This is a genomic window from Lysobacter sp. F6437, assembly GCF_052547215.1.
Map to the genome: position 1 here is coordinate 1,783,997 of NZ_JBQWRB010000001.1, position 21,806 is coordinate 1,805,802.

General features: G+C 68.9%; 18 protein-coding genes and 1 pseudogene. 7 read left to right on the plus strand and 12 right to left on the minus strand.

Annotated features, from left to right (window positions below):
* On the plus strand, nucleotides 1–249 hold the full coding sequence (locus ACT9F5_RS08255) for a hypothetical protein (protein ID WP_445119399.1): 249 nt from the start codon (nucleotides 1–3) through the stop codon (nucleotides 247–249).
* 153 nt (nucleotides 250–402) lie between these two features.
* Nucleotides 403–1,395, plus strand: a complete 993-nt coding sequence (hemB, locus tag ACT9F5_RS08260; RefSeq protein ID WP_445119400.1) for a porphobilinogen synthase — start codon at nucleotides 403–405, stop codon at nucleotides 1,393–1,395.
* 150 nt (nucleotides 1,396–1,545) lie between these two features.
* Here the strand turns inward: hemB and ACT9F5_RS08265 are convergent, their stop codons facing one another.
* Nucleotides 1,546–2,445 carry a TolB family protein gene (locus tag ACT9F5_RS08265; protein WP_445119401.1) on the minus strand — a complete coding sequence of 300 codons (900 nt, stop codon included), beginning with the start codon at nucleotides 2,443–2,445 and terminating at the stop codon, nucleotides 1,546–1,548.
* An 88-nt stretch (nucleotides 2,446–2,533) separates the two neighbouring features.
* On the opposite strand from ACT9F5_RS08265, the gene aroE reads away from it, so the two are divergent.
* Nucleotides 2,534–3,382: a shikimate dehydrogenase gene (aroE, locus tag ACT9F5_RS08270; RefSeq protein WP_445119402.1), complete on the plus strand. Its 849-nt coding sequence runs from the start codon at nucleotides 2,534–2,536 to the stop codon at nucleotides 3,380–3,382.
* A 24-nt stretch (nucleotides 3,383–3,406) separates the two neighbouring features.
* Nucleotides 3,407–3,664 (plus strand): YkgJ family cysteine cluster protein, encoded by a 258-nt coding sequence (locus ACT9F5_RS08275; protein WP_445119403.1) that lies wholly within the window; start codon nucleotides 3,407–3,409, stop codon nucleotides 3,662–3,664.
* A gap of 68 nt (nucleotides 3,665–3,732) precedes the next feature.
* Here ACT9F5_RS08275 and ACT9F5_RS08280 read toward each other — a convergent pair whose 3' ends face one another.
* Nucleotides 3,733–4,269 carry a gamma carbonic anhydrase family protein gene (locus tag ACT9F5_RS08280; RefSeq protein WP_445119404.1) on the minus strand — a complete coding sequence of 179 codons (537 nt, stop codon included), beginning with the start codon at nucleotides 4,267–4,269 and terminating at the stop codon, nucleotides 3,733–3,735.
* 55 nt (nucleotides 4,270–4,324) lie between these two features.
* On the opposite strand from ACT9F5_RS08280, the gene xth reads away from it, so the two are divergent.
* A complete protein-coding gene (gene xth / locus ACT9F5_RS08285; protein ID WP_445119405.1) occupies nucleotides 4,325–5,095 on the plus strand; it encodes an exodeoxyribonuclease III in 771 nt (256 codons plus the stop codon).
* A gap of 78 nt (nucleotides 5,096–5,173) precedes the next feature.
* Here xth and ACT9F5_RS08290 read toward each other — a convergent pair whose 3' ends face one another.
* The 7 genes from ACT9F5_RS08290 to ACT9F5_RS08320 all read right to left on the minus strand — a co-directional run bounded on the left by ACT9F5_RS08290 (nucleotide 5,174) and on the right by ACT9F5_RS08320 (nucleotide 15,042).
* Nucleotides 5,174–5,989: an OmpA family protein gene (locus ACT9F5_RS08290; RefSeq protein ID WP_445119406.1), complete on the minus strand. Its 816-nt coding sequence runs from the start codon at nucleotides 5,987–5,989 to the stop codon at nucleotides 5,174–5,176.
* Nucleotide 5,990: 1 nt separating this feature from the next.
* On the minus strand, nucleotides 5,991–6,989 hold the full coding sequence (tagF, locus tag ACT9F5_RS08295) for a type VI secretion system-associated protein TagF (protein ID WP_445119407.1): 999 nt from the start codon (nucleotides 6,987–6,989) through the stop codon (nucleotides 5,991–5,993).
* Nucleotides 6,986–10,747, minus strand: a complete 3,762-nt coding sequence (gene tssM, locus ACT9F5_RS08300; RefSeq protein WP_445119408.1) for a type VI secretion system membrane subunit TssM — start codon at nucleotides 10,745–10,747, stop codon at nucleotides 6,986–6,988. The genes tagF and tssM overlap by 4 nt, the downstream gene beginning before the upstream one ends.
* Before the next feature lie 19 nt (nucleotides 10,748–10,766).
* Nucleotides 10,767–12,284: a hypothetical protein gene (locus ACT9F5_RS08305; protein ID WP_445119409.1), complete on the minus strand. Its 1,518-nt coding sequence runs from the start codon at nucleotides 12,282–12,284 to the stop codon at nucleotides 10,767–10,769.
* Nucleotides 12,285–12,361: 77 nt separating this feature from the next.
* The gene (locus ACT9F5_RS08310) at nucleotides 12,362–12,859 is read right to left on the minus strand and encodes a hypothetical protein (RefSeq protein ID WP_445119410.1); all 498 of its coding nucleotides are present in this window, start codon (nucleotides 12,857–12,859) and stop codon (nucleotides 12,362–12,364) included.
* Entirely contained in the window at nucleotides 12,856–14,058 is a 1,203-nt protein-coding gene (locus ACT9F5_RS08315; RefSeq protein ID WP_445119411.1) for a PAAR domain-containing protein, read from the minus strand. The genes ACT9F5_RS08310 and ACT9F5_RS08315 overlap by 4 nt, the downstream gene beginning before the upstream one ends.
* Before the next feature lie 102 nt (nucleotides 14,059–14,160).
* Nucleotides 14,161–15,042, minus strand: coding sequence for a M15 family metallopeptidase (locus tag ACT9F5_RS08320; RefSeq protein WP_445119412.1), 882 nt, complete (start codon nucleotides 15,040–15,042; stop codon nucleotides 14,161–14,163).
* Between the two features lie 170 nt (nucleotides 15,043–15,212).
* Here ACT9F5_RS08320 and ACT9F5_RS08325 point away from each other — a divergent pair, with 170 nt between their 5' ends.
* Nucleotides 15,213–16,082: a hypothetical protein gene (locus ACT9F5_RS08325; protein WP_445119413.1), complete on the plus strand. Its 870-nt coding sequence runs from the start codon at nucleotides 15,213–15,215 to the stop codon at nucleotides 16,080–16,082.
* A gap of 123 nt (nucleotides 16,083–16,205) precedes the next feature.
* On the opposite strand, the gene ACT9F5_RS08330 is transcribed toward ACT9F5_RS08325, so the two are convergent.
* The 3 genes and pseudogenes from ACT9F5_RS08330 to ACT9F5_RS08340 all read right to left on the minus strand — a co-directional run bounded on the left by ACT9F5_RS08330 (nucleotide 16,206) and on the right by ACT9F5_RS08340 (nucleotide 20,893).
* Nucleotides 16,206–17,222 (minus strand): 3-oxoacyl-ACP synthase III, encoded by a 1,017-nt coding sequence (locus tag ACT9F5_RS08330; protein ID WP_445119414.1) that lies wholly within the window; start codon nucleotides 17,220–17,222, stop codon nucleotides 16,206–16,208.
* Nucleotides 17,223–17,396: 174 nt separating this feature from the next.
* Nucleotides 17,397–17,708: pseudogene (locus tag ACT9F5_RS08335) on the minus strand (DUF4156 domain-containing protein); the annotation flags it as partial.
* 266 nt (nucleotides 17,709–17,974) lie between these two features.
* On the minus strand, nucleotides 17,975–20,893 hold the full coding sequence (locus ACT9F5_RS08340; RefSeq protein ID WP_445119415.1) for an insulinase family protein: 2,919 nt from the start codon (nucleotides 20,891–20,893) through the stop codon (nucleotides 17,975–17,977).
* A 159-nt stretch (nucleotides 20,894–21,052) separates the two neighbouring features.
* Between ACT9F5_RS08340 and ACT9F5_RS08345 the strand changes: the two genes are divergently transcribed.
* Nucleotides 21,053–21,769 (plus strand): SDR family NAD(P)-dependent oxidoreductase, encoded by a 717-nt coding sequence (locus tag ACT9F5_RS08345; protein WP_445119416.1) that lies wholly within the window; start codon nucleotides 21,053–21,055, stop codon nucleotides 21,767–21,769.
* Nucleotides 21,770–21,806: the final 37 nt, after the last annotated feature.

Genomic DNA, 21,806 nt, shown 5'->3' on the forward strand with positions numbered 1-21,806 from the left:
ATGGGATTGATCAGCCTGCTCTGGGGCGTGGTGGCGATGGTCTGGATGGTGATCGCGCTGATCCCGCTGCTGGGTTGGGGCAACTGGTTCCTGATCCCGTTCGCGACCATCGGCGCGATCATCGCCGCGATCGGCATTGCCGTGACCCGCAGCGAGAACCGCGGCCGGGCCAAGGCCGGCCTGGTGCTCAACGGCATCGTGATCATCGTCGGCATCGTCCGGCTGAGCCTGGGCGGCGGGATCATCTAGCCATCCTTGTCCGACTGGACTTCCTGCGGTCGTAGGAGCGGCTTCAGCCGCGATCTGGAACCGTTCGCTCGTAGCGATCCCAGATCGCGGCTGAAGCCGCTCCTACATGCAGCACGTCCAACCGTCGCGCGCCGGGGCGTAGAATCGCGCTCCATGAGCAGCCACCCCTACACGCGCCCGCGGCGGATGCGCCGCGACGAGTTCTCGCGCCGCTTGATGCGCGAGACGGTCCTGACCGCCAACGACCTGATCTACCCGGTGTTCGTGCACGAGCTGCAGGGTCGCGAGGCGGTCGCGTCGATGCCCGGCATCGAGCGGCTGTCGATCGACGAGCTGTTGAAAGTCGCCGAGCAGGCCTGCGAACTGCGCATCCCGGCGCTGGCGCTGTTCCCGGTGACCGCGCCGGAAGCCAAGTCGCTCGATGCCGCCGCCGCATGGGACGACGACGGTCTGCTTCAGCGCGCGGTGCGTGCGCTGAAGCAGCGTTTCCCCCAGCTCGGTGTGATTACCGACGTCGCCCTCGACCCCTACACCAGCCACGGCCAGGACGGCCTGCTCGATGCCGACGGCTACGTCATCAACGACGAAACCGTCGAGGTGCTGGTCAAGCAGGCGCTGTCGCACGCCGCCGCCGGTGCCGACGTGGTCGCCCCCAGCGACATGATGGACGGGCGGATCGGCCAGATCCGCGGCGCGCTGGAGGTCGAGGGCCATATCCACACCCGCATCCTGGCCTACTCGGCCAAGTATGCCAGCGCGTTCTACGGCCCGTTCCGCGATGCGGTCGGATCGGCCGGAGCGCTCGGCAAGGCCGACAAGAAGACCTACCAGATGGACCCGGGCAACAGCGACGAGGCCCTGCACGAGGTCGCGCTCGACCTCGACGAGGGCGCCGACATGGTGATGGTCAAGCCGGGCATGCCCTACCTCGACATCGTGCGCCGGGTGAAGGACGAGTTCGGCGTGCCGACCTTCGTCTACCAGGTCAGCGGCGAGTACGCGATGCTGAAGGCGGCAGCGCAGAACGGCTGGATCGACGAGCGCGGCTGCGTGCTGGAGGCGCTGACGAGCATCAAGCGCGCGGGCGCGGATGGCGTGTTGAGCTACTTCGCGCTGGACGCGGCGCGGTGGCTGCGCGAGGGGTGAGCGGCATGCCACCCGCCAAGCTACGCGCCGGCTGCCGCTTTCGTAGGAGCGGCTTCAGCCGCGATCGGAAGGTCGGCCGTCCGCGCCGGTTCCGGATCGCGGCTGAAGCCGCTCCTACAGGACGCGGATCGGGACCGGCGCCGTGACCGGCTATTCGACGCAGCCGGCGTGCCCGGTCACCGTCGGGGCCTTCATTCGATAGATGTCCATCTTGCCCGCGCGCGGCGACTTCGCACGGCCGCTGACCAGCAATTCGCCGGGCTTGTTCCAGTCCAGCGCCGGCCCGAGGGTCGTGCCATCGGCGGTGTTGAACGACAGCTCCAGCGGCGCCGCATCGGTGTAGCGGCGGCCATCGCATTGCGCGAGCTGCAGCTGGATCGGATCGTTCTCGACATCGGTCGAGCGCGCGAACACGATCGCCTTGCCGTCGCCGAGCCAGGCACCGTCGAATTCGTCGGCATCGGTATTGATCCCCGCCAGCGCGCGCGGCTCGACGAACGCGGTGCCATCCCAGCGCACGACGAACAGGTCGTGGCCACCGACGCCGCCGTGGCCATCGCTGGCGAACAGCAGGTGCCGGCCATCGGCGCCCGGTGTCGGCGCCCACTCGTTACCTGCACTGTTGACGCCGGGACCGAGGTTCTCGACCGCGCCATGGCCGTCGGCGCGGACGGCGACGCGATACAGGTCGTCGCCACCCATGCCGCCATCGCGGTTGGAGAAGAAATACAGCCAGCGGCCATCCGCGCTGAACATCGGGTCGAAATCATTGGTATCGGAGTTGATCGACAGCGGCGCGGCGTCCTGCCAGCGGCCATCCTTCAATCGGGCCTGCCACAGATCCCAGCCACCGGCGCCGCCTTCGCGATCGGTGCTGCCCCAGACGATGCGCTGGCCATCCGGACTGACGCTGGCGCGGACCTCGCTGGCCGGAGTCGAGACCACCCGCATGCCCTCGATGCCGAACTCCGACAACCACGCCGCGGCGCTGCCCGCGATTAACACGCCGGCGAGTAGACTGGAGGCCAGCAAGGCCGTGCGTGCGCGCATCGTACGTCTCCCTTGGTACCGCTTCGTCGAATGTCACCCCGGCGGCAGCCGTCGTGACCCATGTCGCCCCAGTCTAAGCGAGGTCACCATGTCCACTCCGCGCTACGCCGTGATCGGCCACCCGGTCGCCCATTCGCTGTCGCCGTTCATCCATGCCACGTTCTCGCGGCAGACCCGCATCCCGCTCGAGTACGTCGCGATCGATGCCGCACCCGACGACTTCGACGCCGCGCTCGCCGAGTTCGCCGCCCACGGTGGCGTCGGTGCCAACATCACCCTGCCGCACAAGCGGCGCGCGGCGGCGCTCTGCGGCAACCTCGGCGAACGCGCGCGCCGTTCCGGCGTCGTCAACACATTGATCCGGACCGCCACCGGATGGGACGGCGACAACACCGACGGCGTCGGACTGGTCCGCGACCTCACCGACCGCCACGGCCAGGACCTGCGTTCGCGCAAGGTGCTGCTGATCGGTGCCGGCGGCGCCGCGCACGGCGTTGCCCCAGCGTTGCTCGACGCCGGCATCGCCGATCTGTTCATCGTCAACCGCAGCGGCGACCGCACCGATGCACTGGCCGACGCACTGGGCGAGCCGATGCGGGTGCATCCACGCTATTTCGAGGACCTCGGCACGATCGGTTCGTTCGACCTGATCATCAACGCGACCTCGATCGCGCGTTCGGCCGACGGCCATTTCCCGTTGCCCGCCTCGTTGATCGCGCCGCGCTGCGACGCGGTCGACCTCGGCTACGGCGAAGCCGCGATCGGTTTCCTGACGTGGGCACGCGCCGCCGGTGCCGATCACACCATCGATGGCCTGGGGATGCTGGTCGAGCAGGCGGCCGAGAGTTTCAAGTGCTGGCACGACGTGCGCCCCGACGCCGACGCGGTATACGCGGAACTACGCGCGCGTGAATCGGCGCTGGCGGTGCCGGGCTGACGGCCGGCAGGCCCATACAAGACCATGGATTGCCGCGCCCACTGCGGCGCGTGCTGCATCGCGCCCTCGATCACCTCGCCGATTCCCGGCATGCCGGATGGCAAGCCAGCGGGTGTCGCCTGCGTGCAACTCGATGCGCAGCTGCGTTGCAAGCTGTTCGGCAAGGCGGAGCGGCCGGCGTTCTGCGCGTCGCTGCGACCCGGCCCGGACATGTGTGCGAGTAGCCGCGACCAAGCGATGGCGGCATTGGGCGAAATGGAACGACTAACCCGACCGGGCTAGCGATTCGCCCATCGGTGGCGTTTGCAGAAGCGGGAACATTCGCGCCCAGGCGCAGGGAACGCAGAGCGTCACCCCATCCGCAGGTACTCGTCCTTCAACCGCATGTAGTGCTGCGCGCTGTACTGCAGCTGCTCGATCTCGCGGTCCTTGAGCTTGCGCACGAACCGTGCCGGATTGCCCAGCCACAGCTCGGCCTCGCCGACGGTCTTGCCGGGCGACACCACCGCGCCGGCGCCGACGAAGCCGTAGCGCGACACCACCGCGCCGTCGAGCACGGTCGCGCCCATCCCGACCAGGCAGAACTCCTCCAGCCGGCAGGCGTGGATGATCGCGCCGTGGCCGATGGTGACATCGTTTTCGATCACGGTCGGGAAGCCGCCGGGCCGGGTGAATGGCCCCTCGTGGGTGACGTGGACGATGGTGCCGTCCTGGACGTTGGTGCGCGCGCCGATCTCGATCGAGTTGACGTCGCCGCGCACCACGCAGCCGGGCCAGATCGAGACATCGTCGCCGAGGACGACGTGGCCGATCACGGTGGCGGCGGGGTCAACGTAGACGCGGGCGCCGAGGGTAGGGGTATGGTCGAGGAACGGGCGGATGTTCATGCCGCGATTTTAGCCGATGCCCTCGTGCGCGGCGGCACCCGGCTAAACTGCGCCGATGAAGATCGCCTCGTGGAATGTCAATTCGCTCAACGTCCGCCTGCCACACCTGCAGCAATGGCTCGCCAGCGCCGCGCCCGACGTAGTCGGCCTGCAGGAAACCAAGCTCACCGACGACAAGTTCCCCGACACCGCGCTGGCGGAACTCGGCTACCGCAGCGTGTTCTCCGGGCAAAAGACCTACAACGGCGTGGCGATCCTCTCGCGCGAGCCGGCGACCGAGGTGCAGGTCGGTATTCCCGGCTTCGACGACGAGCAGAAGCGGGTGATCGCGGCCACCGTCGGCGGCGTGCGGGTGATCAACCTGTACGTGGTCAACGGCCAGGACGTCGGCACCGACAAGTACGCCTACAAACTGCGCTGGCTCGACGCGGTGCACGACTGGGTCGCCGACGAACTGCAGCGCCACCCGCAACTGGTGGTGCTGGGCGACTTCAACATCGCTCCCGACGCGCGCGACGTGCACGACCCGGAAGTCTGGAACGAACACCACATCCTGACCTCGACCGCCGAGCGCGCGGCGCTGCAGCGGCTGCTTGACCTCGGCCTGCATGACGCATTCCGCCTCCATAACGACGATGCCGGGGTGTTCAGCTGGTGGGACTACCGCCAGGCCGGATTCCGCCGCGACCTCGGCCTGCGGATCGACCTGACCCTGGTCTCGGACGCGTTGCGCGCACGCTGCGCCAGCGCAGCCATCGATCGCGAGCCGCGGACGTGGGAGCGGCCGAGCGACCACGCGCCGGCGTGGGTCGAACTGACCGGCTGAGCGCACTGCAACCCGGCGACGGACCTTGCCGCCGTCGTGTCCCGCATCCGCAGGACGGCACCCGGCTGCGGATGTCCCTCAGAGCACCCGGAATTCGATCCGGCGGTTGCGCGCGCGCCCTTCGTCGGTGGCGTTGTCGGCGATCGGCCGGTCGGGGCCGAAGCCCTGCACGCTGAGGTTATCGGCGGCGACGCCGTGGCCTTCGAGGTAGGCCTTGACCGCGATCGCGCGCTGCAGGCTCAGGGCGACGTTGGCCTCGCGCCGGCCGACATCGTCGGTGTGGCCGATCACCTGCACCTGCTGGTCGCCGACCTGCTGCAGCGCGACCACCATCTCGTCGAGGATCGCGGTGCCGGCCGGGGTCAGGGTCGCGCTGCCGCTCCGGAACTCGATGATGCGGTCGGCCAGGGCCGCGTCGAGCAGGTCCTGCTTGGCGTTGCCGCCACCGCGCAGGGCGTTCTTGACCAGGTAGCTGGGGCCGGCGGCGGTCGCCAGCGCGCTGGTCACCTGCTGGCGCTCGGCCTCGTTGCCGACCTGGCCGCTGATGCGCACGCTGTTGCCGTCGATCTTCAGCTCGCCGCCGGAGACCTGCTGCAGGTCCGGGCCGAGCATCGCCACCACCCGCTCGCGCCAGTTCGGCGGCGCGATCACCGCGTCGACCTCGATCCGGTCGACCACGCGCTGGGCACCGTACAGCTCGCGCAGGCGGCCAAGTACCGCGGCCTTGGTCGCCTCGTCGGGCACGGTGCCGGCGGCGATCACCGGTTGCGCGGCCGCGACCGGCGCCGGCGCGGTCTGCGCCAGGGCGAGCGGCACGACGCCCGTGGTGGCGAGCAGCAGGCCCGCGAACAGGGCACGGCGGAGGGATGGGGTCGAACGATTGCTTGCTTGCATGTCAGGTTCCGAGGAAGGTCTCGTTGAACGCCTTGCGGGCCACGCGCAGCGACAGGTCGTCGCGCTCGATGTAGCTGACCAGCTTGTTGAGCGCGTAGTCGCCGCCGATCTGGTCGTCGACCCATTCGGCATCGTCGATGCGGATGATCCGCTCGGCCGCGATCTGCGGATCGAGCGCGGCCTGCACGGTGCGGCCGTCGGCGCCGTTGAAGCCGATCAGCAGTTGTGGGCCGACCTCGCCGATGCCATCGCGCACCAGCAGCATCAGCTCGAAGTCGGAGCGGCCGAGGAAGCCGCCGACCAGGTCGAGCCAGAACGCCGCGACCAGTGGCCGGTACAGCGCATCGCGCGGCAGCGGCAGCGCCAGGCCCTTGTCGATCTGGCCGGCGCCACCGGCGACCAGCGGCTGCATCAGCAGGCCCAGCGCCGGGATCACCCAGCGCAGCTGCAGTTGCGGGTGCCCGGACTGGCGCAGCAGGTCCTGCAGCGAGCCGATGTCCTGCAGGTCGATGAAGTCGTTGAACGGGGCGTCGTAGACCTGCGGGTCGGGGCTGATGGTGACCCGGGTTTCGCCGAGCGTGCGCAGCACCTCGGTGGCGTCCTCGGCCGCGACCGCCTGCTGGCCGAGCCGGGCCAGGCTGGTCCACAGCCGCGACAGCGCCAGCGGGCTGCGGGCGATGAATGGCAGCGGCTGGGTCACCTCGAAACGGGTCGCGGTCAGGAACGGGAAGCGCCGCTGCGAGGCATCGCGGCTGGGCAGGAAATGACCACCGATCGCCAGCTTGCTGCGCGAGCCGAGGAAGGCGAAATGCAGCGGCGGCGCCTGGTCGTACAGCTGCTTCCAGCCGGGGTCGGTCGCCAGCAGTTCCAGCCCGCCGCCGGCCCAGCGGTCGAGCATCACCATCAACTGGTGGTTCTCCGGGGTGCGGACGAAGTCGCCGCGGCTGGGCAGCTTGCCGAAGTAGCTCAGCGCGAACGCGGTCTCGGCGACGACCATCATTGCGCTCCCGCGGCGGCGGCTGTGCTCGCCGCACCCGCCGGCTGCACCGGGGCCGCACCGGCCACCAGCGCCGGCAACTGCAGGCCGAGCGCGTCGTTGGCGCCGCTGTTGGGCTGTACCACCGAGACGATCTTCAGCTCGACCGAGACACTGGCGCCGCCACCGCTCCAGGTCAGCTGGTAGTGCTGCTTGCCGAGCGCCTTCTTCTCGGCGGCGGCGTACATCTCGACCATCGCGTTGTCGCCGGCGTGGGTGAACACGTCGACCGTGCGGCCATCGCCGGTGACCGCGGTGATCCGCACGCCCGGCACACCCTGGCCGGGCAGCTGGAACGTGGTCCATTGCGGCGGTGTGTTGCGGTAGCGCATCTGCTGGCCGTCGATATTGACCGTGTACTCGCGCCCCTGCGCGCCCAGCGGCAGCAGCTGGATCACCATCGTCGGGCCGTCGGCGGTGGCGCTGGCGCCGACCCACCGACCGTAGTTGGCGACCAGTTCCGGCCGCAGGTTGATGCCGATGTCGGCCCACTGGCGCGGGGTCAGGCTGTTGCCGCGGCGGATCACCAGCGAGCCCAGCGCGGCCTCGCCGAACTTGGCGATGGCGCCGGCGCTGCCGAAGATCCGCTCGATGTCGGCGGACGCCGCCTCGACCGTGGCATCCGGTGCGTACGGGTATTTCTGGCCGATGCCGGTTTCGAACGGCTGGTACACCTGCGCCGCCCAGGTCCGGTTGATCTCGCCCTCGGTTGGCCGCACCAGTGCCGCGAAGCTCTGGATCAGCGGGCGCAGCAGCAGCGGCCGCAGGGTATTGCGCTGGTCCTCGGCGAGGCCGTTGAGCATCTGCTCATCGACCAGGCCCAGCGCCACGGCCAGCTCGGAGCCTTCGCCGTCGAGGGTCTGCTGCATCAACTCGCGCGCGCCCGGGCCCGGGTCGCCCTGGGTCTTGATCGCGTTGAAGCGGCTGCGGACCTTGCCGAGCGCCTCGAAGTACTGGTCCAGCAGCGCCGGGTTGCCGTCACGCTCGACCAGCAGCCTGGCCAGGCCGTCGAACTGCTGCCCGATCGGGCCGGCGGCGACCGCGACCTTCTGCCCGGTTTCCGGGTCGACCTCGACCGCGATCGAGGTCGGGTTGCGGCGCATGATGACCCGGTTGAACCAGGCCACGATGCCGCTCCTGGCCTCGCCCGCGACCGCGCTCTGCGCCTCCGGGTTGTCCCACACGGTCTGCTGGTTGACCGCTTCTAGCAGTGCCCGCAACGGCGAGTTGGCCGGGTCGCCGAGGCGGTTCATCTGCGCCACCGCGTCCTCGAAGGTGTCGAAGCGGGCGACGCTGACGCCGCGCAGGAACCGGCTCCATTCGCTGGCGTAGTCGGCCTTGTACAGCGCGGTCAGTTCCTTGGCGATGTGCTGCGGGCTGCCGGCGAGGGTCAGGTCGTTCTGCACGGTCGCTTCCAGCACCCAGTCGGTGCTCGACAGTTCGGTGTTGGCGGCTTCCTTGATCGCATCCTCGACGTAGTTCTCCCACGCCTCGCGGGTGAAGGTGCCGGGGATCTGGTGGCTGCCGGTGATCGCGGCGTGCCTGGCGGCGTCCTCGCCGAGCAGGGCGGCGACGGTGATCGGGCTGAAGCGGGTCGCCGCGCGCGCCTTGATCTGCGCGTACACGCGGTCACGTGCCGGGGTGCCCTTCATCACCTGTTTGAGCGCCTGCCGGCTGTCATCGACCAGGCTGTACTTGGTTTCCAGTTGCGGCCAGTCGGCGCGCTGCGCCTGCTGCACGTGGAACGTCATCAGCCGGCCGGCGGCACGCAGCAAGTCCTCGCGCGGCATCGCCCCGCGGTTGGCCTCCAGCCAGCCGCGCCAGAAGCGGGTCAGCTGGTCGCTGAGGTGGGTGGGCTCGACCTTGGTGCGGTCGCCCAGCATCAGGTAGGTCTTGAGCGCGTTGTAGGCGTCCTGCGAATCGGTCGGCGAGGCGTCCTGGTACAAGCCGGGATCACCGGCCTGTGCGGCATCGGCCAGCTGGGCATCGTCATCGGCGCTGCGGCCGGCCACCGACGGCGGCTTGAGCTCGCCGCGACGGGCGATGACCTCGCCGAGGAAGCTTTCAAGCTTGGTCCCGACCGGCACCAGCATCAGCTGGCGCATGCCGTGGAAGTATTCGTCGCGCAGCTTGGCCTCGATCGCCTCGCCCTGGTACAGGCCCAGACCGAGGCTGACCGGGTGGTCGTCGCGCCAGGCCTGCAACTGCTCCAAGCGGTCCTGCAGTACCAGCAAGGCCTCGATCCGCGACTGCAGCCCGACCTCTCCTTGCTGCATCGCCACCGCCTTGTCGAGGTCGGCGCGGACGTCGGCGACCAGTTGCTGGTTGCTGGTGTACGACCAGGTCCAGCCGGTCAGCGCGACGCCGAGCGCGAGCACCGCGCCGAGGAACGCGGCGTAGCGCAGCTTGGTCCGGCCCGGATTGGAATACTGCCGCACCAGTTGCTTGTCGGCGAAGATCACCTTGCGGAACAGGCCGAGCAGGAAGTGGCTGCTGTCGTTGGGCGGCAAGGCCTCGAGGTTGGCGCCACCGGCCAGACCGAACTGGCGGCCGACCCGCTCCGACGCCGGCTGCACCGCGACGCCTTCCTGCAGCGCGCTGGTGAAGTAGAAGCCGCGGAACACCGGCTTGAACTGGTAGGGGTTTTCCTCGAACAGGGTGGCGATGAAGGTGCGCAGCGCCGGCTTGATGCCGGCGAACTCCATCGGCATCGTCAGCAGGCCGGGACCGACCTCGCGGCCGCGGCTCATCGCCATCTGCGCCAGGCTCATCTCGCGCAAACCGTCGGACAGTTCGTCGAAATGGCTGTCGAACGCGGCCAGCGCATCGGTCTCGCCGTTAACGTCGAACGGCAGCGTCGCACCCCAGGCGTTCTCGCGCTCGGCCGGGTCGAGGCCGCGGAAGAAGTCGCTGAAGCCGGAGATCAGGTCGGCCTTGGTGAACACCACGTAGACCGGCGCGTGCACCTCCAGCCGCTCGGTCAGCTCCTGCACGCGCTGGCGCAGGTTCTTGGCCAGGTCGATCGCGAACTCGGGCTTGCTGCCCGACAGCTCGGCGATCGAGGCGGCGATGATGACGCCGTTGATCGGCGCGCGCGGGCGGTTCTTCTTCAGCAGGTCGAGGAAGGTCAGCCACTCCAGCCGGTCCTCGGCGCTGACCGAGTAGCGGCCGGCGGTGTCGAGCACGATGCCTTCGGTGGTGAAGTACCAGTCGCAGTTGCGGGTGCCGCCGAGGCCGTGGATGACGTTGCTGCGGTTGTCCTCGAACGGGAAGCGCAGCCCGGAGTTGAGGATCGCGGTGCTCTTGCCGGCGGCCGGGTTGCCGATGATGACGTACCACGGCAACTCGTACAGCGCCGCGCTGCCCTTCATCTGGCCGAGCTTGGACGACTTGATCGCCTTGACCGCCTCGCCCATGCGCTCGCGCAGGGCCTCGGCGTCGCCACGCGCGGCCGGCGTCGCCGCGCTGACGGCCTGGTTGGCCTGCTCGGACACCATGTTGTCGATGCGCTTGGCGGCGCGGTTGGCCAGCACCTTGCGCACGATCACCACCACCAGCCACAGCGCCAGCGCGGCAATCACCGCGACCAGCAGCCAGCCGCCCGCGGCCAGCAGGCCGTCGACGCCGAAGTAGGCGATTGCGGCGGCGGCGGCGATGCCGAGTGCGGCGAGCACGCGGTAGTCCATCAGCCAGTAACGAAGGTTCATCCAGAAACTGCTCATCCAAGTACTTCCATCGTCGTCAAGCGGTGGCCGCGACCGCGGCTGCGGCCTCGGCGGAATCGGGGGTTGCGGAGTCGGCGTCGAGCGCCGGGGTTGGTGACAGCACCAGCGCGACCCGCGCGCGTGGATCGGCCAGGCCGAACGCCAGCACCGGCGCCTCGTCCTGCGCGGCCTGCGCGGCGGCGGCCGCCAGCAGCGCCAGCGGCGCGACCGCGCCGAGGTCGCCACAGGCCAGGCCGAGGTGGCGGGCATCGTCGACCGGGTCGAGTTCGGGCAGGGTAGCGGCGATCGCGCCGGCGATCTCGATCGCGCGGCTGGGGCGGTGGTCGGCGTCGCTGAACACCACGGCGATCGATTCGGCCGGCTGCGCCGCAGTGGTCATTGCGTGCTGCAGCAGTTCCGCAGCCTGGCGGCTGGCGCCGCGACCGCTGCCGGCCTGGCCGCGCAGCAGCCGGTGCAGGCGCAGCGGCGCCGGTGCCGCCGGGTCGGTCGCGACATGGGCGCCGACCAGCAGCAAGCCGGCCGCGCCCTCGCCGGGAATCAGGCCTTCGGGGTGGCCGCTGACCAGCAGCTCGCGGCGGGCATCGAGGCGCTCGATGCTGGCGTCGCCGATCGCCGAATGTGCAGCCAGCAGCAGTTGCGGGTCGTCGTCGCGATCGCGCGCCTGCACTTGGATCAGGTGGTCGAGAATCCGCCAGCTGTCGCTGCCACCGGCGACCGGCAACACCTCGACCTCCAGTTGCGACGACACGAACCCCAGCGCCGCGGCCTTGGCCCGCAACCACTCGCCGGCTGCCTGTCGCACCGCCGGGGCCCACGCCGCCGGCAGCAACAGGCGCACCCTGAGCACCGCGACCACCGCCACCACTTGCGTCGGCGCGCGCGCCGAACGCGAGTGGTGCATCGCGTGCGGGTGCAATCCAGCGTGCCCGGCCGCGAGGTGCTCCGCAGCTTCGGGCGAGATCGGTGGCAGCGCCGCCAGCAGCAGTTCCTCGGCCACCGGATCGAGCAGCGCGATCGCGCGCAGGCTTTCTTGGTCGAACACGCGATCGAAGGTTTCCGGTTCGGCCATCACCGCCCGCAATGGCGCCTCGATCGCGGCGGGATCGAGGTCCTCGACCGCCGCGGCGAACGCCGGCAGGCCGAGCGAATCCTTCAGCCGCGGATGCAGCGACGGCCGCTCCGGCTTGACCAGCGCCTCGGCGATCGCCGCACCACCGGCGCCGGCGCGCAACCACGCCGCGCCCGCCAGAAGGTGCACGATGCGATCGGGCTGCGGGCCGCTGTCGATTGGCGATGCGGACTCATCCTGGTCGCCCGTAGCCGCAGGCGTGGCCGCGCGCGCGGCGCGGCGGCGCAGGCCCCAGCGCAGCAACAGGAAGGCGCCGAGCAGCGCCAGCGGCAGGCCCAGCAGCCACAACGCCAGATCGCCCGCACCCGGACTGACCTCCGCGACCTGCCAATACAGGACCACCGCGAACCACACGACCGCTGTCACCAGCAGTGCGGCCAATAATCTGCGAATGATGGTCCCCATGATGCTTCCCTGCTTTCCCACGAACTTCCAAAGCGCATGGCTCGTCCTGCCAGCGCCGACTCAATGCTCTTTATCCGTCAGGAGTCGAGCCCACAAACATCCCAGCGTCGCTTGTGCGCGTGTTTATCCCATTCCACCTGACGCACGATCTTGTCGCCGTCCTCGCCCGCGCCAAGACAGAAATACGCGCGGTAACGCCTGTTGGTGCCATCTGGGGAAAACGTATTGAGGAACAGCGAGTACCGCGCCCCACGTCGAAGCGGGGCCGCGCGCTCACCTGGAACAGCGCCATAGACAAGGCAGGAACGCGAGGACACTGTCACTTCGCGAAGGGGTGTACTCAAACCCGGATCCCACGGCTGGGAGATGACAGCTCCTTCGCGAGTCACCTCCGTGACCACCAATGCGGTCACTTCAAGCTCGGTCGCGCGCCAACCGGTACGCGGTACCGAGAAACAGGGCAGGTCGCCCGACTGTTTGACGACCGCATCGAGCATTCGCTGCCTTGCATGGCACCCGGTGGGCAGCAGTGCGAGTACAACAATGGCCGCGGCGACGACTCTTGGCAGGATCATGACAAGTTTTCCTTGTTGCCCGGATCGCGCAGGAAATCAGCCAGGACGGCCTCCATGAGCTGCAACGCATTCGCGTCACGGGAATAGCGCCGTTCACTGATCGCGCCAGGCGCGTTGCGGAACTTGATCAGAAAGTAATCCGCAAGGATGTTTCCCTGCGCTTCCATGTTGTAGTCGCCTAGCCGCTTTTCCGGCTCCAGCTCGTAACGATAGGAGAGCCCGATCCGTACGGCGCCACGCAGCTTGACCGGGTAGCCCAGCTGGTGTTGCCAGACGTGAGTCATTTCGTGGATGAACCAGTGCTGGAGATCGATGCGCTTGACCGAAAAATCTTCTTCAAAATAGCTTTCGTTGAAGTACATCTCGCCATTCGGCGTCATCGCGGTGTCGTTCGGCTGCATGCCGAACCACAAGTACTCCCCGTTGTGGACCTTTACCCGGCTGTAATCGACGGAGTCGGCGAACACGAGCCGCGCCATTGCGATCTCACCCGAGGTCAATCCGCGCGCGGTGCCGGCTGGAGTAGCTACCTGCTGGATCGAGCTGCCCAGCTGTGTCGCATTGGTAGCTGCGCTGACCTGCAGCGTCAACGGCGCGCTTGCACCCTGCGCAGCATGCAAGATGCAACAAGAGGTTTGGGATGCGCTCAACTCCGCGCTCACGATTCGGGTTGGCTGCACGGTCGCCATGCGCCCGGTCCTGCCGTCGACGTCGGTGGTGCCTTGACGGATCTCGCCGTTCTCCAGCTTGACCCGGTAGTCCACGCCGGCCAGCTTCGCGCCGTTGGCGTTGACGAACTGGATCTGCTCGTCGTATTCGGCGCCACTTGCAGCACCTTCGTCGTTGCTGGCTGGCGTTGAAGTGACCGCCGACAACGAACCGGATTTCCCGGCCTGGCCGCCCGGGGCGCCAGACGCGCCCCCGCGTCCTCCACCGGAATCGAGAAACACCTGAACCTGCGATGCCGCAATCAACGTCGCCCCGCAGGCAGTCTTGTCGCCGTGGCGGGCGACCGGCTGGCCGTCGATGATGGTGGTCGGGTCACCGGACACGATCACGGTGTCGCCGTGCTGGCTGCACACGACCTTGTCGCCGATGCGGGCGACCGGCAGGCCGTTGATGTCGGTGGTCGCGGTACTGCTGGCCACGGCGCCGCCGTGGTCGATCTTGCCGCCCACGACGATGAAGGGTTTCGACATTGCCGTGCTCCTTGCTGGCGGCCCCGTGGGGCAGGTGGCATCCAGTTGCCATCGCCAACGATAGCAGGACTGCCGTGGGTAATCATCCGTACGGCTTGCCGGTCAGTGCCCCGCGTCGCGTCGTGCCTGGCGGCAGGCGTCCTTCAACTCCAGGTGGACGTAGTCCTTGATGCTCCGCCAGCTTCCGCCCCACTCCAGTCCCGCCTCGGCCGCCAGCCGTCCGTACAGGAAGTAGCCGCGCCGGGTCCAGGCGTCGCCCATGTCCCACTGCAGCTTGCCGTCGCGGTACAGCGCGCTGTCGACCGCAAGCCCGTACTGGTGGCAACTCTGGCCGGCACCCGCGCGGGTGGTCGCACCACCCTTGCGGGCCAGTGCGGCCTGTCGCGCGGGACTGCGATAGCCCTCGACCAGCACCATCTCGTAACCATGTTGCTCGCGCATGACCTGGTAGATCGCCAGCACGCGCTGCTGGAACACCGGGTCGATCCGGTTCCATTTGCGGTCGGCGCCGGAGATCGCCTGCGGCGTTTCACTGACCGAGGCGGTAGTGCCGGCGCTGCGCAGCAGTTCGGCCTCGGCGGCGACGAATACCGCCGGCGGCAATTCCGGCGGCGGCGCCAGGCGTTCACCGCGCAACAACCCAAGCACATGGTTGTTGGGTGCAACCGCAGTACCGCCCTCGAATCCGTCAAGGACCACACGCTGGCGCAATTGCAGGATCACCAGCGGTGGCACCGTCAGCAACAACGCGGTGACCAGCAACAGGTTGCGATGCCGGCCGAACAGGTGCATCGCGCGCTGGCGGGTGGCGCGCGCCGACTGCGAGGACTCGATGACGCGGCCACTGGCGCGCGATTGCCAGCGACCCAGCACTGCAGCCAGCCGTGAGAACAGGCGATCGGCGCCGGCAAGCACACCGTCGCGCGCCGCCGGGAACAACACCAGCCAGGCCGCCGCGGCCGTAACCGCGAAAAATATCGCCATCCATAACGCCATCATGTGTACACCATCCATGGTCCAACGCCCGCGTCGCGGGCCAGCGGAATTGACGCCACCACTACCCCGACGCAGAATGCCGGCGAACCGCCAACGGCCTCCGCCGCGCGGGAAGGGAATCACACCGGCGGCCCAAGCCGGCCAGGAAAGGAGTCCACGTGGACCGGCAAGATGCCAAGCCCCGCCGCCCCAGCCTGTTGGCCGGCGAGCAGACCCGCCCCGCCGCGCAGCCTGCATCGGCGCGAATCCTAGCAGACATGGAAGGCCGCGAATCCGGCTCACAGGGTGCTGCTGGAACGACACGCAAACGCTGGTTGCCGATGGCATTGCTGCTGGTCGCGGTCGTGGCGACGGGCTGGTGGTGGCAATCGCAACCGGCGAACGGCGCCGCCACGGACGCCGCGCCACGATTGACGGCGGACGCCGTCGCCACACATGTGTCGGACGAAATGGTGACGGAGCAAGCGGCCGCCATCATCGAGGAAGCGGTTCCAGCCTCCATGGCGTCCACGTCCGGCATCGTTGCAGGCGACGGAACAGGCAACACCGGCCTGTCGGATCCGGCGATCAACCCGATGGTGGCCATGGGGCAACGGGAAATTGCACCGGCACGCGCGGCGAGCAGCGACGGGACGTCCAATCCGTTCATTGTCGCCGCCGCACCTTCGACCGCCGCGATGAAGCCGGTTGCTTCACGCGCGCCGGCACGCAAACCGGGACGCGCCTCCAACCGCGACGAACCGGACCTGCTCGCGATACTGATGGGCAACATCAAGCCCGGCCAACCGTCCGACGACAGCCACGGCAGCGGGCTGGACGCGTTTCTGCAGACGATGGATGCGGACAGCCCCGGCGTGGCCAGTGCCGAGCGGAACCGCAACGGGCGTCCGCAACGCACGCGCTCCCAGCAGATCCAGCAGAACCTGCGCGAATGCCCGGCGGCGAATACGGCCAAGGGACTGAAGTGCCGGCAGGATATCTGCGCGGTGTATGCGGGACGCGATCCGGCTTGTCCTGCGAATGGCTGACGCCGACGCGGGGTGCTGAATGCTTTCGCAGGAGCGGCTTCAGCCGCGATCGGAAGCGGCTCGGACAAACGATCTCCGATCGCGGCTGAAGCCGCTCCTACAGGGGTACGGCGAACTGCGGGTCTACCAGACGACTTCGGCCATGGAGCAGTTCAGGCCGGAGCCGATGCCGAGCAGCGCGACGCGGTCGCCTTTCTTCAGCCGGCCCATCTCGCGCAGCTTGCTGAGCACGATCGGCACCGAGGCCGGGCCGATGTTGCCGTGCTCGTCGAAGATGGTCAGGACCTTGCGCGGGTCGATCCCCATCGCCTTGGTGAAGGCGGCGGTGTGGACCTTGCTGACCTGGTGGATCACGAACTGGTCGAGCTCCTCCGCGACCCAGCCGAGCTTCTGCCGGGCGACCAGGAAAGTCTTCTGGGCGAGCTTGACGCCCTCGATCAACAGCAGTCGCGTGTCGGTGATCATGCCGTCGAGGTTGCCGCGGCACAGCTTGTTCCACTCGGTCGCGGCGCGGGTCACGCCGCCCTTGTAGCGCGGTGCGCCCGGCACCAGCTCGGCGCGCGCCAGCACCATCGCGGCCGCACCGGAACCCAGGGTCAGGGTGGCCAGCTCGTTGCGGAAATCGGCCTCGGTGGAGTCGGCGCGCATCATGCGCTCGAGGGTCTTCTCGTAGGCCAGGTCGGCGGTTTCGCCATCGACCACCAGCGCGTAGTCGATCTCGCCGCGCTCGATCATGCGGCTGGCGATGTCCATGCCGTTGATGAAGGCCAGGCAGGCATTGGCGACGTCGAAGTTCTGGCAGGTGTCGGGCAGGCCGAGGTTGCCGGACACGATCGAGGCGGTCGACGGCTCCAGGTAGTCGCGGCTGACCGAGGTGTTGACCAGCAGGCCGACCCGGCCCGGTTCGATCGCCGCGTCGGCCAGCGCCTTGACCGCGGCCAGGGTGGCGGCGTCGGAGGCGAGCATGTCGCCATCCCACAAGCGCCGCGCGTGGATGCCTGCAATGTCGCCGAGCACGTCGGTGCGGATGCCCAGGCGGTCCAGGGTCGGCTTGAGCCGGGCGTTGATTTCCGCCGAAGTCAGGCGACGCGGCGCATCGATATGGGCCAGGCCGGCGATGGCGACGTGTTGGAACAGCATGGGCGGCAAACCGTAGGCAAAAGATCACGTCAGATTAACGTTTTCCCGGGGGGCCTGCATTAACCCCCGTATGGCCTGAACGGTTCAGCCCCCGATCGGATAGGTCCGGGCCTCGCCGCCAGCGGCGGCGGCGGTTGTCGGTTGCGGCGTGCCGGGTACCGCGGTCGTTCCGCCGCAGCGGTAGGCGGCGAAGCGCTGGTCGCCGTCCAGCGGCGGGGCCAGCGGCTGGATGGTGTCGGCGTCCATGCCCGGCGCTTCGTTGCGGGCGAGCGTTTCCAGCTCCTCGCGGACGCGCAGGTTGTTGCGCTCGTAGAACGCGACGCTGTCCTTGACCGAAACGGCGACTTCACCCCGCTTGGCGCAACCGGCCGGCGGGCCGCCGGCGGAAATCACCTGCACCGCGCTGGCGCCGGGGGCCATGTGCACCCAGGTGCAGCCACTGGCGAGGACGAGCGTGGCGCAGCCGAGGATGAGCAGGCGGGTCATGGGAACTCCTTGGATCGAAAACGGCGAATCGAAAAGATCCGGGCGATTGTGGCTTGGCGACGGTGGTTTTGCGCGGCGCACGGTGAATCGCGGGTGACTTGCGAGCGTGGCCGCCGGGGTATGGAGGCCGGTTGTTTGCAGGAGCGGCTTTAGCCGCGATTGGAAGGCGGCGCGGGCGAACCGGTTTCCGATCGCGGCTAAAGCCGCTCCTACAGGGTTGGCGCGAAAGATCCCGCCGGGTGGATATCCACCCGGCGGGATACCACTTACTCGGCCGCGCTGTTGTCAGCCTCGGTTCCGGCGTCGGCCTCGGCCGTGCTCGCGGCATTGCTGGCGACCGGGTTGCCGTCGGCATCGAGCACCTGCACGGTGCCCAGCTCCAGCGCGCGCACCGGCGCGCCGATCTTGTCGAGGTCGCCGACCACCACCCAGGTCAGTGCATCCGGCTCGATCGTGCCGGCGGCCTTGGCCACCTGCGCCGGGGTCAGCCCCTCGATCTCGGCCTTGTGCTGGAACACGTAGTCGTCCGGGCGGTCGTAACGCACGATCCCGGCGATGGTGCCCATCACCGCACGGCCGGTCTCGTACGCGCCGGGCAGGCTGCGGATCTCGTTGGAGCGCACCTTGGCGACTTCCTCGGCGGTCGGCGGCGCCTTGCCGCTGGCGTACTCGCCCACCTCGCGCTTCATCTCGACCATCGCCTCGGCGGTCTTGTCGATCTGCACCGGCGCGAACGCCAGCCACGGGCGCTGGCCGAGTGCATTCGGCGAGAAGCTGTAGGCGCCGTAGGCCCAGTGCTTGTCCTCGCGCAGGTTCATGTTGAGGCGGGCACTGAACTGGCCGCCCAGCACGGTGTTGGCGAACTCGAACTCGGTGGCATCGTCCGACATCGTCGACGGCACCAGCTGGCCGGCGAAGATGTTGGCCTGCACCGCGCCGGGCTGGTCGATCAGGAACACCCGCGGCGCGTCCGGAAGCGCGACCTTGGCGACCTCTCCGGTGGTCGCCGGCTCGCCTTCGCCCTTCCAGTCGCCCAGGTGCTTCTCGAGCAGCGGCATGACCTGCTTCAGGGTGGTGTCGCCGACCACGACCAGGGTCGCGTTCTCCGGCCGCACCCAGGTGTCGTGGTACTCCACCAGATCGTCGCGGGTCAGCGAGGCGATCGACTTCTCGGTGCCCGAGCCGCTGAACGGCATCGCGTAGGCATGGCCTTCGCCGTACAGCAGCGGCGGCAGCACGCGCAGCGCGGCGGCGTTCGGGCGGGCCTTCTCCTGCTTGATGCCCGCGATCCAGCTGGCCTTGATGCGGTCGATCTCGGCCGGGTCGAAGCTCGGCTCACGCAGCATGTCGGCGAACAGCGCCAGCGACGGGTCGAGCTTTTCCTTCAGCGCCGACAGTGATGCGCTGGCGCCGTCGAGCGAGGCGTCGGCACCGAGGTTGGCGCCGAGCGACTCGGCCGCCCCGGCGAATTCCAGCGCGCTGTAGTCGGCTGCGCCCTCGTCGAGCATGCTCATCGCGAAGCTCGACGTGCCCAACTTGGCACCGTCCAGCGCGTCGGCCTTGTAGCCGCCGTCGAGCAGCAGCTGGAACTGCACCACCGGCACTTCATGGCGTTCGGCGAGGATCACCTTGGTGCCGTTGGACAGGGTGGCGCGCTGCAGCTCGGGGAACTTCAGCTCCGGGAATTCCTCGGGCATCGGTACGCCGGTGCTGCGGTCGACCGTGGACGGCGACACGCTGTACTTCGGGTCGATCGCGGGCAGGTCCAGCGATGCCGGCTCGACCGCCGGCTCCTCGGCCAGCGCGGTGCGCTCGCCGGGCAGGACGACCAGGGTGTGGTCGCCATCGCCGAGCCACTGCGTGCCGACCGCCTGCAACTGCGCGGGGGTGACCGCCGCGACCGTCGCGAGGGTGTCGCGGTAGCAGCCAGGATCGCCGACGTAGACCTCGCATGCGGCCAGTGCGTCGGCCTTGCCGCCAAACCCGCCGATGCGCTCGATCCCGCGGATGAAGCCGGCGCGGATCACGGTCTTGGCCTGGGCGACCTCCTCGGCGGTCGGGCCCTCCTTCAGCAGGCGCGCGAGCTCCTCGTCGATGATCGCCTCGACCTTCTTCGGATCGACGCCTTCCTTGACGCTGGCGGTGACCAGGAAGTTGGAGCCCAACTGCGACTCGCTGACCCCGGCGCTGACGCCGTCGACCAGCTTGTCGCCGTGGACCAGCCGCTTTTCCAGCCGCGAGGTGTCGCTGCCGCCGAGCACCTGCGCCAGCACGTGCAGCTGGTCGACATCGGTGCTGCCGGTCTGGGCGACGTTCCAGGCGCGGTAGATGCGCGCCTGCGGGACGTTGTCGTGCATGGTCTCGCGGGTGTCGGCGGGACGCACGGCGACGTCGACCGGCGGCTGCGCCATGTCGGGGCCGGCCGGGATGTCGCCGAAATACTTTGCGACCTTCTTCTTGGCGGTTTCCACGTCGATGTCGCCGGCGAGCACCAGCACCGCGTTGTTCGGGCCGTACCAGGCGCGGAACCAGTTCTTGACGTCCTCAAGCGAGGCGGCGTTGAGGTCGGCCATCGAGCCGATCACGCTGTGGTGGTACGGGTGGCCGGCCGGGTACAAGGCCTGGTTGAGCTTGGTCCAGACCTGGCCGTAGGGCTGGTTCTCGCCCTGGCGCTTCTCGTTCTGGACCACGCCGCGCTGTTCGTCGAGGGTGGCCTGGTCGATCGCGCCGAGCAGGTGGCCCATGCGGTCGGACTCCATCCACAGCGCGGTGTCGAGCGCGGTGGTCGGCACGTTCTGGAAATAGTTGGTGCGGTCGGTGTTGGTGGTGCCGTTCATGTCGGTCGCGCCGACCAGTTCGAACGGGTCGAAGTATTCCCCCGGGTGGTTCTCCGAACCGTTGAACATCAGGTGCTCGAACAGGTGCGCGAAGCCGGTGCGGCCGCGCGGTTCGTCCTTGCTGCCGACGTGGTACCAGATGTTGACCGCGACGATCGGTGCCTTGTGGTCCTCGTGCACGATCACCCGCAGGCCGTTGGGCAGGGTGAACTCCTGGTACGGGATCGCGACGCCGGCGCTGGCCGGTGCGTCCTGCGCCTGTGCGGGTGCGAAGGCGGTGGCGCCCATCGCGGTGGCGAGGGCCAGCGCAAGCGCGCCCTTCTGCAGTACGGCTCGTGGTGCGGACATTGGACACTCCCTTGTGATTGCGTGTGCGACGGCCCGGAATGGGCGCAACGTCCCATCCTAGCCGCCGAGTCCGATCCGGGCACTAGGTCACAAGTCCTAGGCCGATGCCGGCCGCGGCATCCCGGCCTAGACTGGCTGGACCCCGCCCAGGAGACCGCCATGACGCCCCCATCGCCACGCCACTGCCTTGTCACTGGCGCCAACCGCGGGCTCGGGCTGGAGTTCGTGCGACAGCTGCTCGACCGTGGCGACCGGGTGGTCGCGACCTGCCGCCAGCCCGGCCGCGCCAACGCCCTCAATCAGCTAACCGGCGAATATCCCGGCCGCCTGCACGTGTTGCCGCTGGACGTCGCCGAGCCGAAATCGCAGGCCGAACTCGTGCGCGAGCTGCCGCTGGTGCTGGGCGACGACGCCCGCCTCGACCTGCTGGTCAACAACGCCGGCGTGCTGCATTCGGGCGAGCGCTTCGGCAAGGTCGCCGCCGCCACGCTCGACGACAGCCTGCGCACTAACGCGACCGGGCCGTTCCTGCTGACCCAGTCGCTGGCGCCGCTGCTGGCCGACGGCGGCAAGGTCGCCAACCTGTCGTCGGAGCTGGGTTCGATCGCCGGCAAGGACGCGTTCCGCACGCCGAGCTACTCGATCTCCAAGGCCGCGTTGAACATGGCGACGGTGCTGCTGGCGCGTGCATTGGCCGAGCGTGGGATCGTGGTGGTGGCATTGCATCCGGGCTGGGTGCAGACCGACATGGGCGGCAGCGGCGCGGAAGTGGCGCCGGAGGATTCGGCGGCTGCGTTGCTGCGGGTGATCGATCGCGCCGGTGACGGCGACAGCGGCCGCTTCCTCGACCGCCATGGGGCGCCGCTGCCCTGGTGACGCCACTACGCCTGCTTCTGTAGGAGCGGCTTCAACC

Excerpts from the sequence above, each read along its gene's own strand:
- ACT9F5_RS08320 (WP_445119412.1), bottom strand. The coding sequence starts at position 15,042 with ATGGCGATATTTTTCGCGGTTACGGCCGCGGCGGCCTGGCTGGTGTTG.
- aroE (WP_445119402.1), top strand. The coding sequence starts at position 2,534 with ATGTCCACTCCGCGCTACGCCGTGATCGGCCACCCGGTCGCCCATTCG.
- ACT9F5_RS08265 (WP_445119401.1), bottom strand. The coding sequence starts at position 2,445 with ATGCGCGCACGCACGGCCTTGCTGGCCTCCAGTCTACTCGCCGGCGTG.
- tssM (WP_445119408.1), bottom strand. The coding sequence starts at position 10,747 with ATGAGCAGTTTCTGGATGAACCTTCGTTACTGGCTGATGGACTACCGC.
- ACT9F5_RS08315 (WP_445119411.1), bottom strand. The coding sequence starts at position 14,058 with ATGTCGAAACCCTTCATCGTCGTGGGCGGCAAGATCGACCACGGCGGC.
- ACT9F5_RS08345 (WP_445119416.1), top strand. The coding sequence starts at position 21,053 with ATGACGCCCCCATCGCCACGCCACTGCCTTGTCACTGGCGCCAACCGC.
- ACT9F5_RS08330 (WP_445119414.1), bottom strand. The coding sequence starts at position 17,222 with ATGCTGTTCCAACACGTCGCCATCGCCGGCCTGGCCCATATCGATGCG.
- ACT9F5_RS08305 (WP_445119409.1), bottom strand. The coding sequence starts at position 12,284 with ATGGGGACCATCATTCGCAGATTATTGGCCGCACTGCTGGTGACAGCG.
- ACT9F5_RS08275 (WP_445119403.1), top strand. The coding sequence starts at position 3,407 with ATGGATTGCCGCGCCCACTGCGGCGCGTGCTGCATCGCGCCCTCGATC.
- ACT9F5_RS08280 (WP_445119404.1), bottom strand. The coding sequence starts at position 4,269 with ATGAACATCCGCCCGTTCCTCGACCATACCCCTACCCTCGGCGCCCGC.
- xth (WP_445119405.1), top strand. The coding sequence starts at position 4,325 with ATGAAGATCGCCTCGTGGAATGTCAATTCGCTCAACGTCCGCCTGCCA.
- ACT9F5_RS08290 (WP_445119406.1), bottom strand. The coding sequence starts at position 5,989 with ATGCAAGCAAGCAATCGTTCGACCCCATCCCTCCGCCGTGCCCTGTTC.
- hemB (WP_445119400.1), top strand. The coding sequence starts at position 403 with ATGAGCAGCCACCCCTACACGCGCCCGCGGCGGATGCGCCGCGACGAG.
- tagF (WP_445119407.1), bottom strand. The coding sequence starts at position 6,989 with ATGATGGTCGTCGCCGAGACCGCGTTCGCGCTGAGCTACTTCGGCAAG.
- ACT9F5_RS08255 (WP_445119399.1), top strand. The coding sequence starts at position 1 with ATGGGATTGATCAGCCTGCTCTGGGGCGTGGTGGCGATGGTCTGGATG.
- ACT9F5_RS08310 (WP_445119410.1), bottom strand. The coding sequence starts at position 12,859 with ATGATCCTGCCAAGAGTCGTCGCCGCGGCCATTGTTGTACTCGCACTG.
- ACT9F5_RS08340 (WP_445119415.1), bottom strand. The coding sequence starts at position 20,893 with ATGTCCGCACCACGAGCCGTACTGCAGAAGGGCGCGCTTGCGCTGGCC.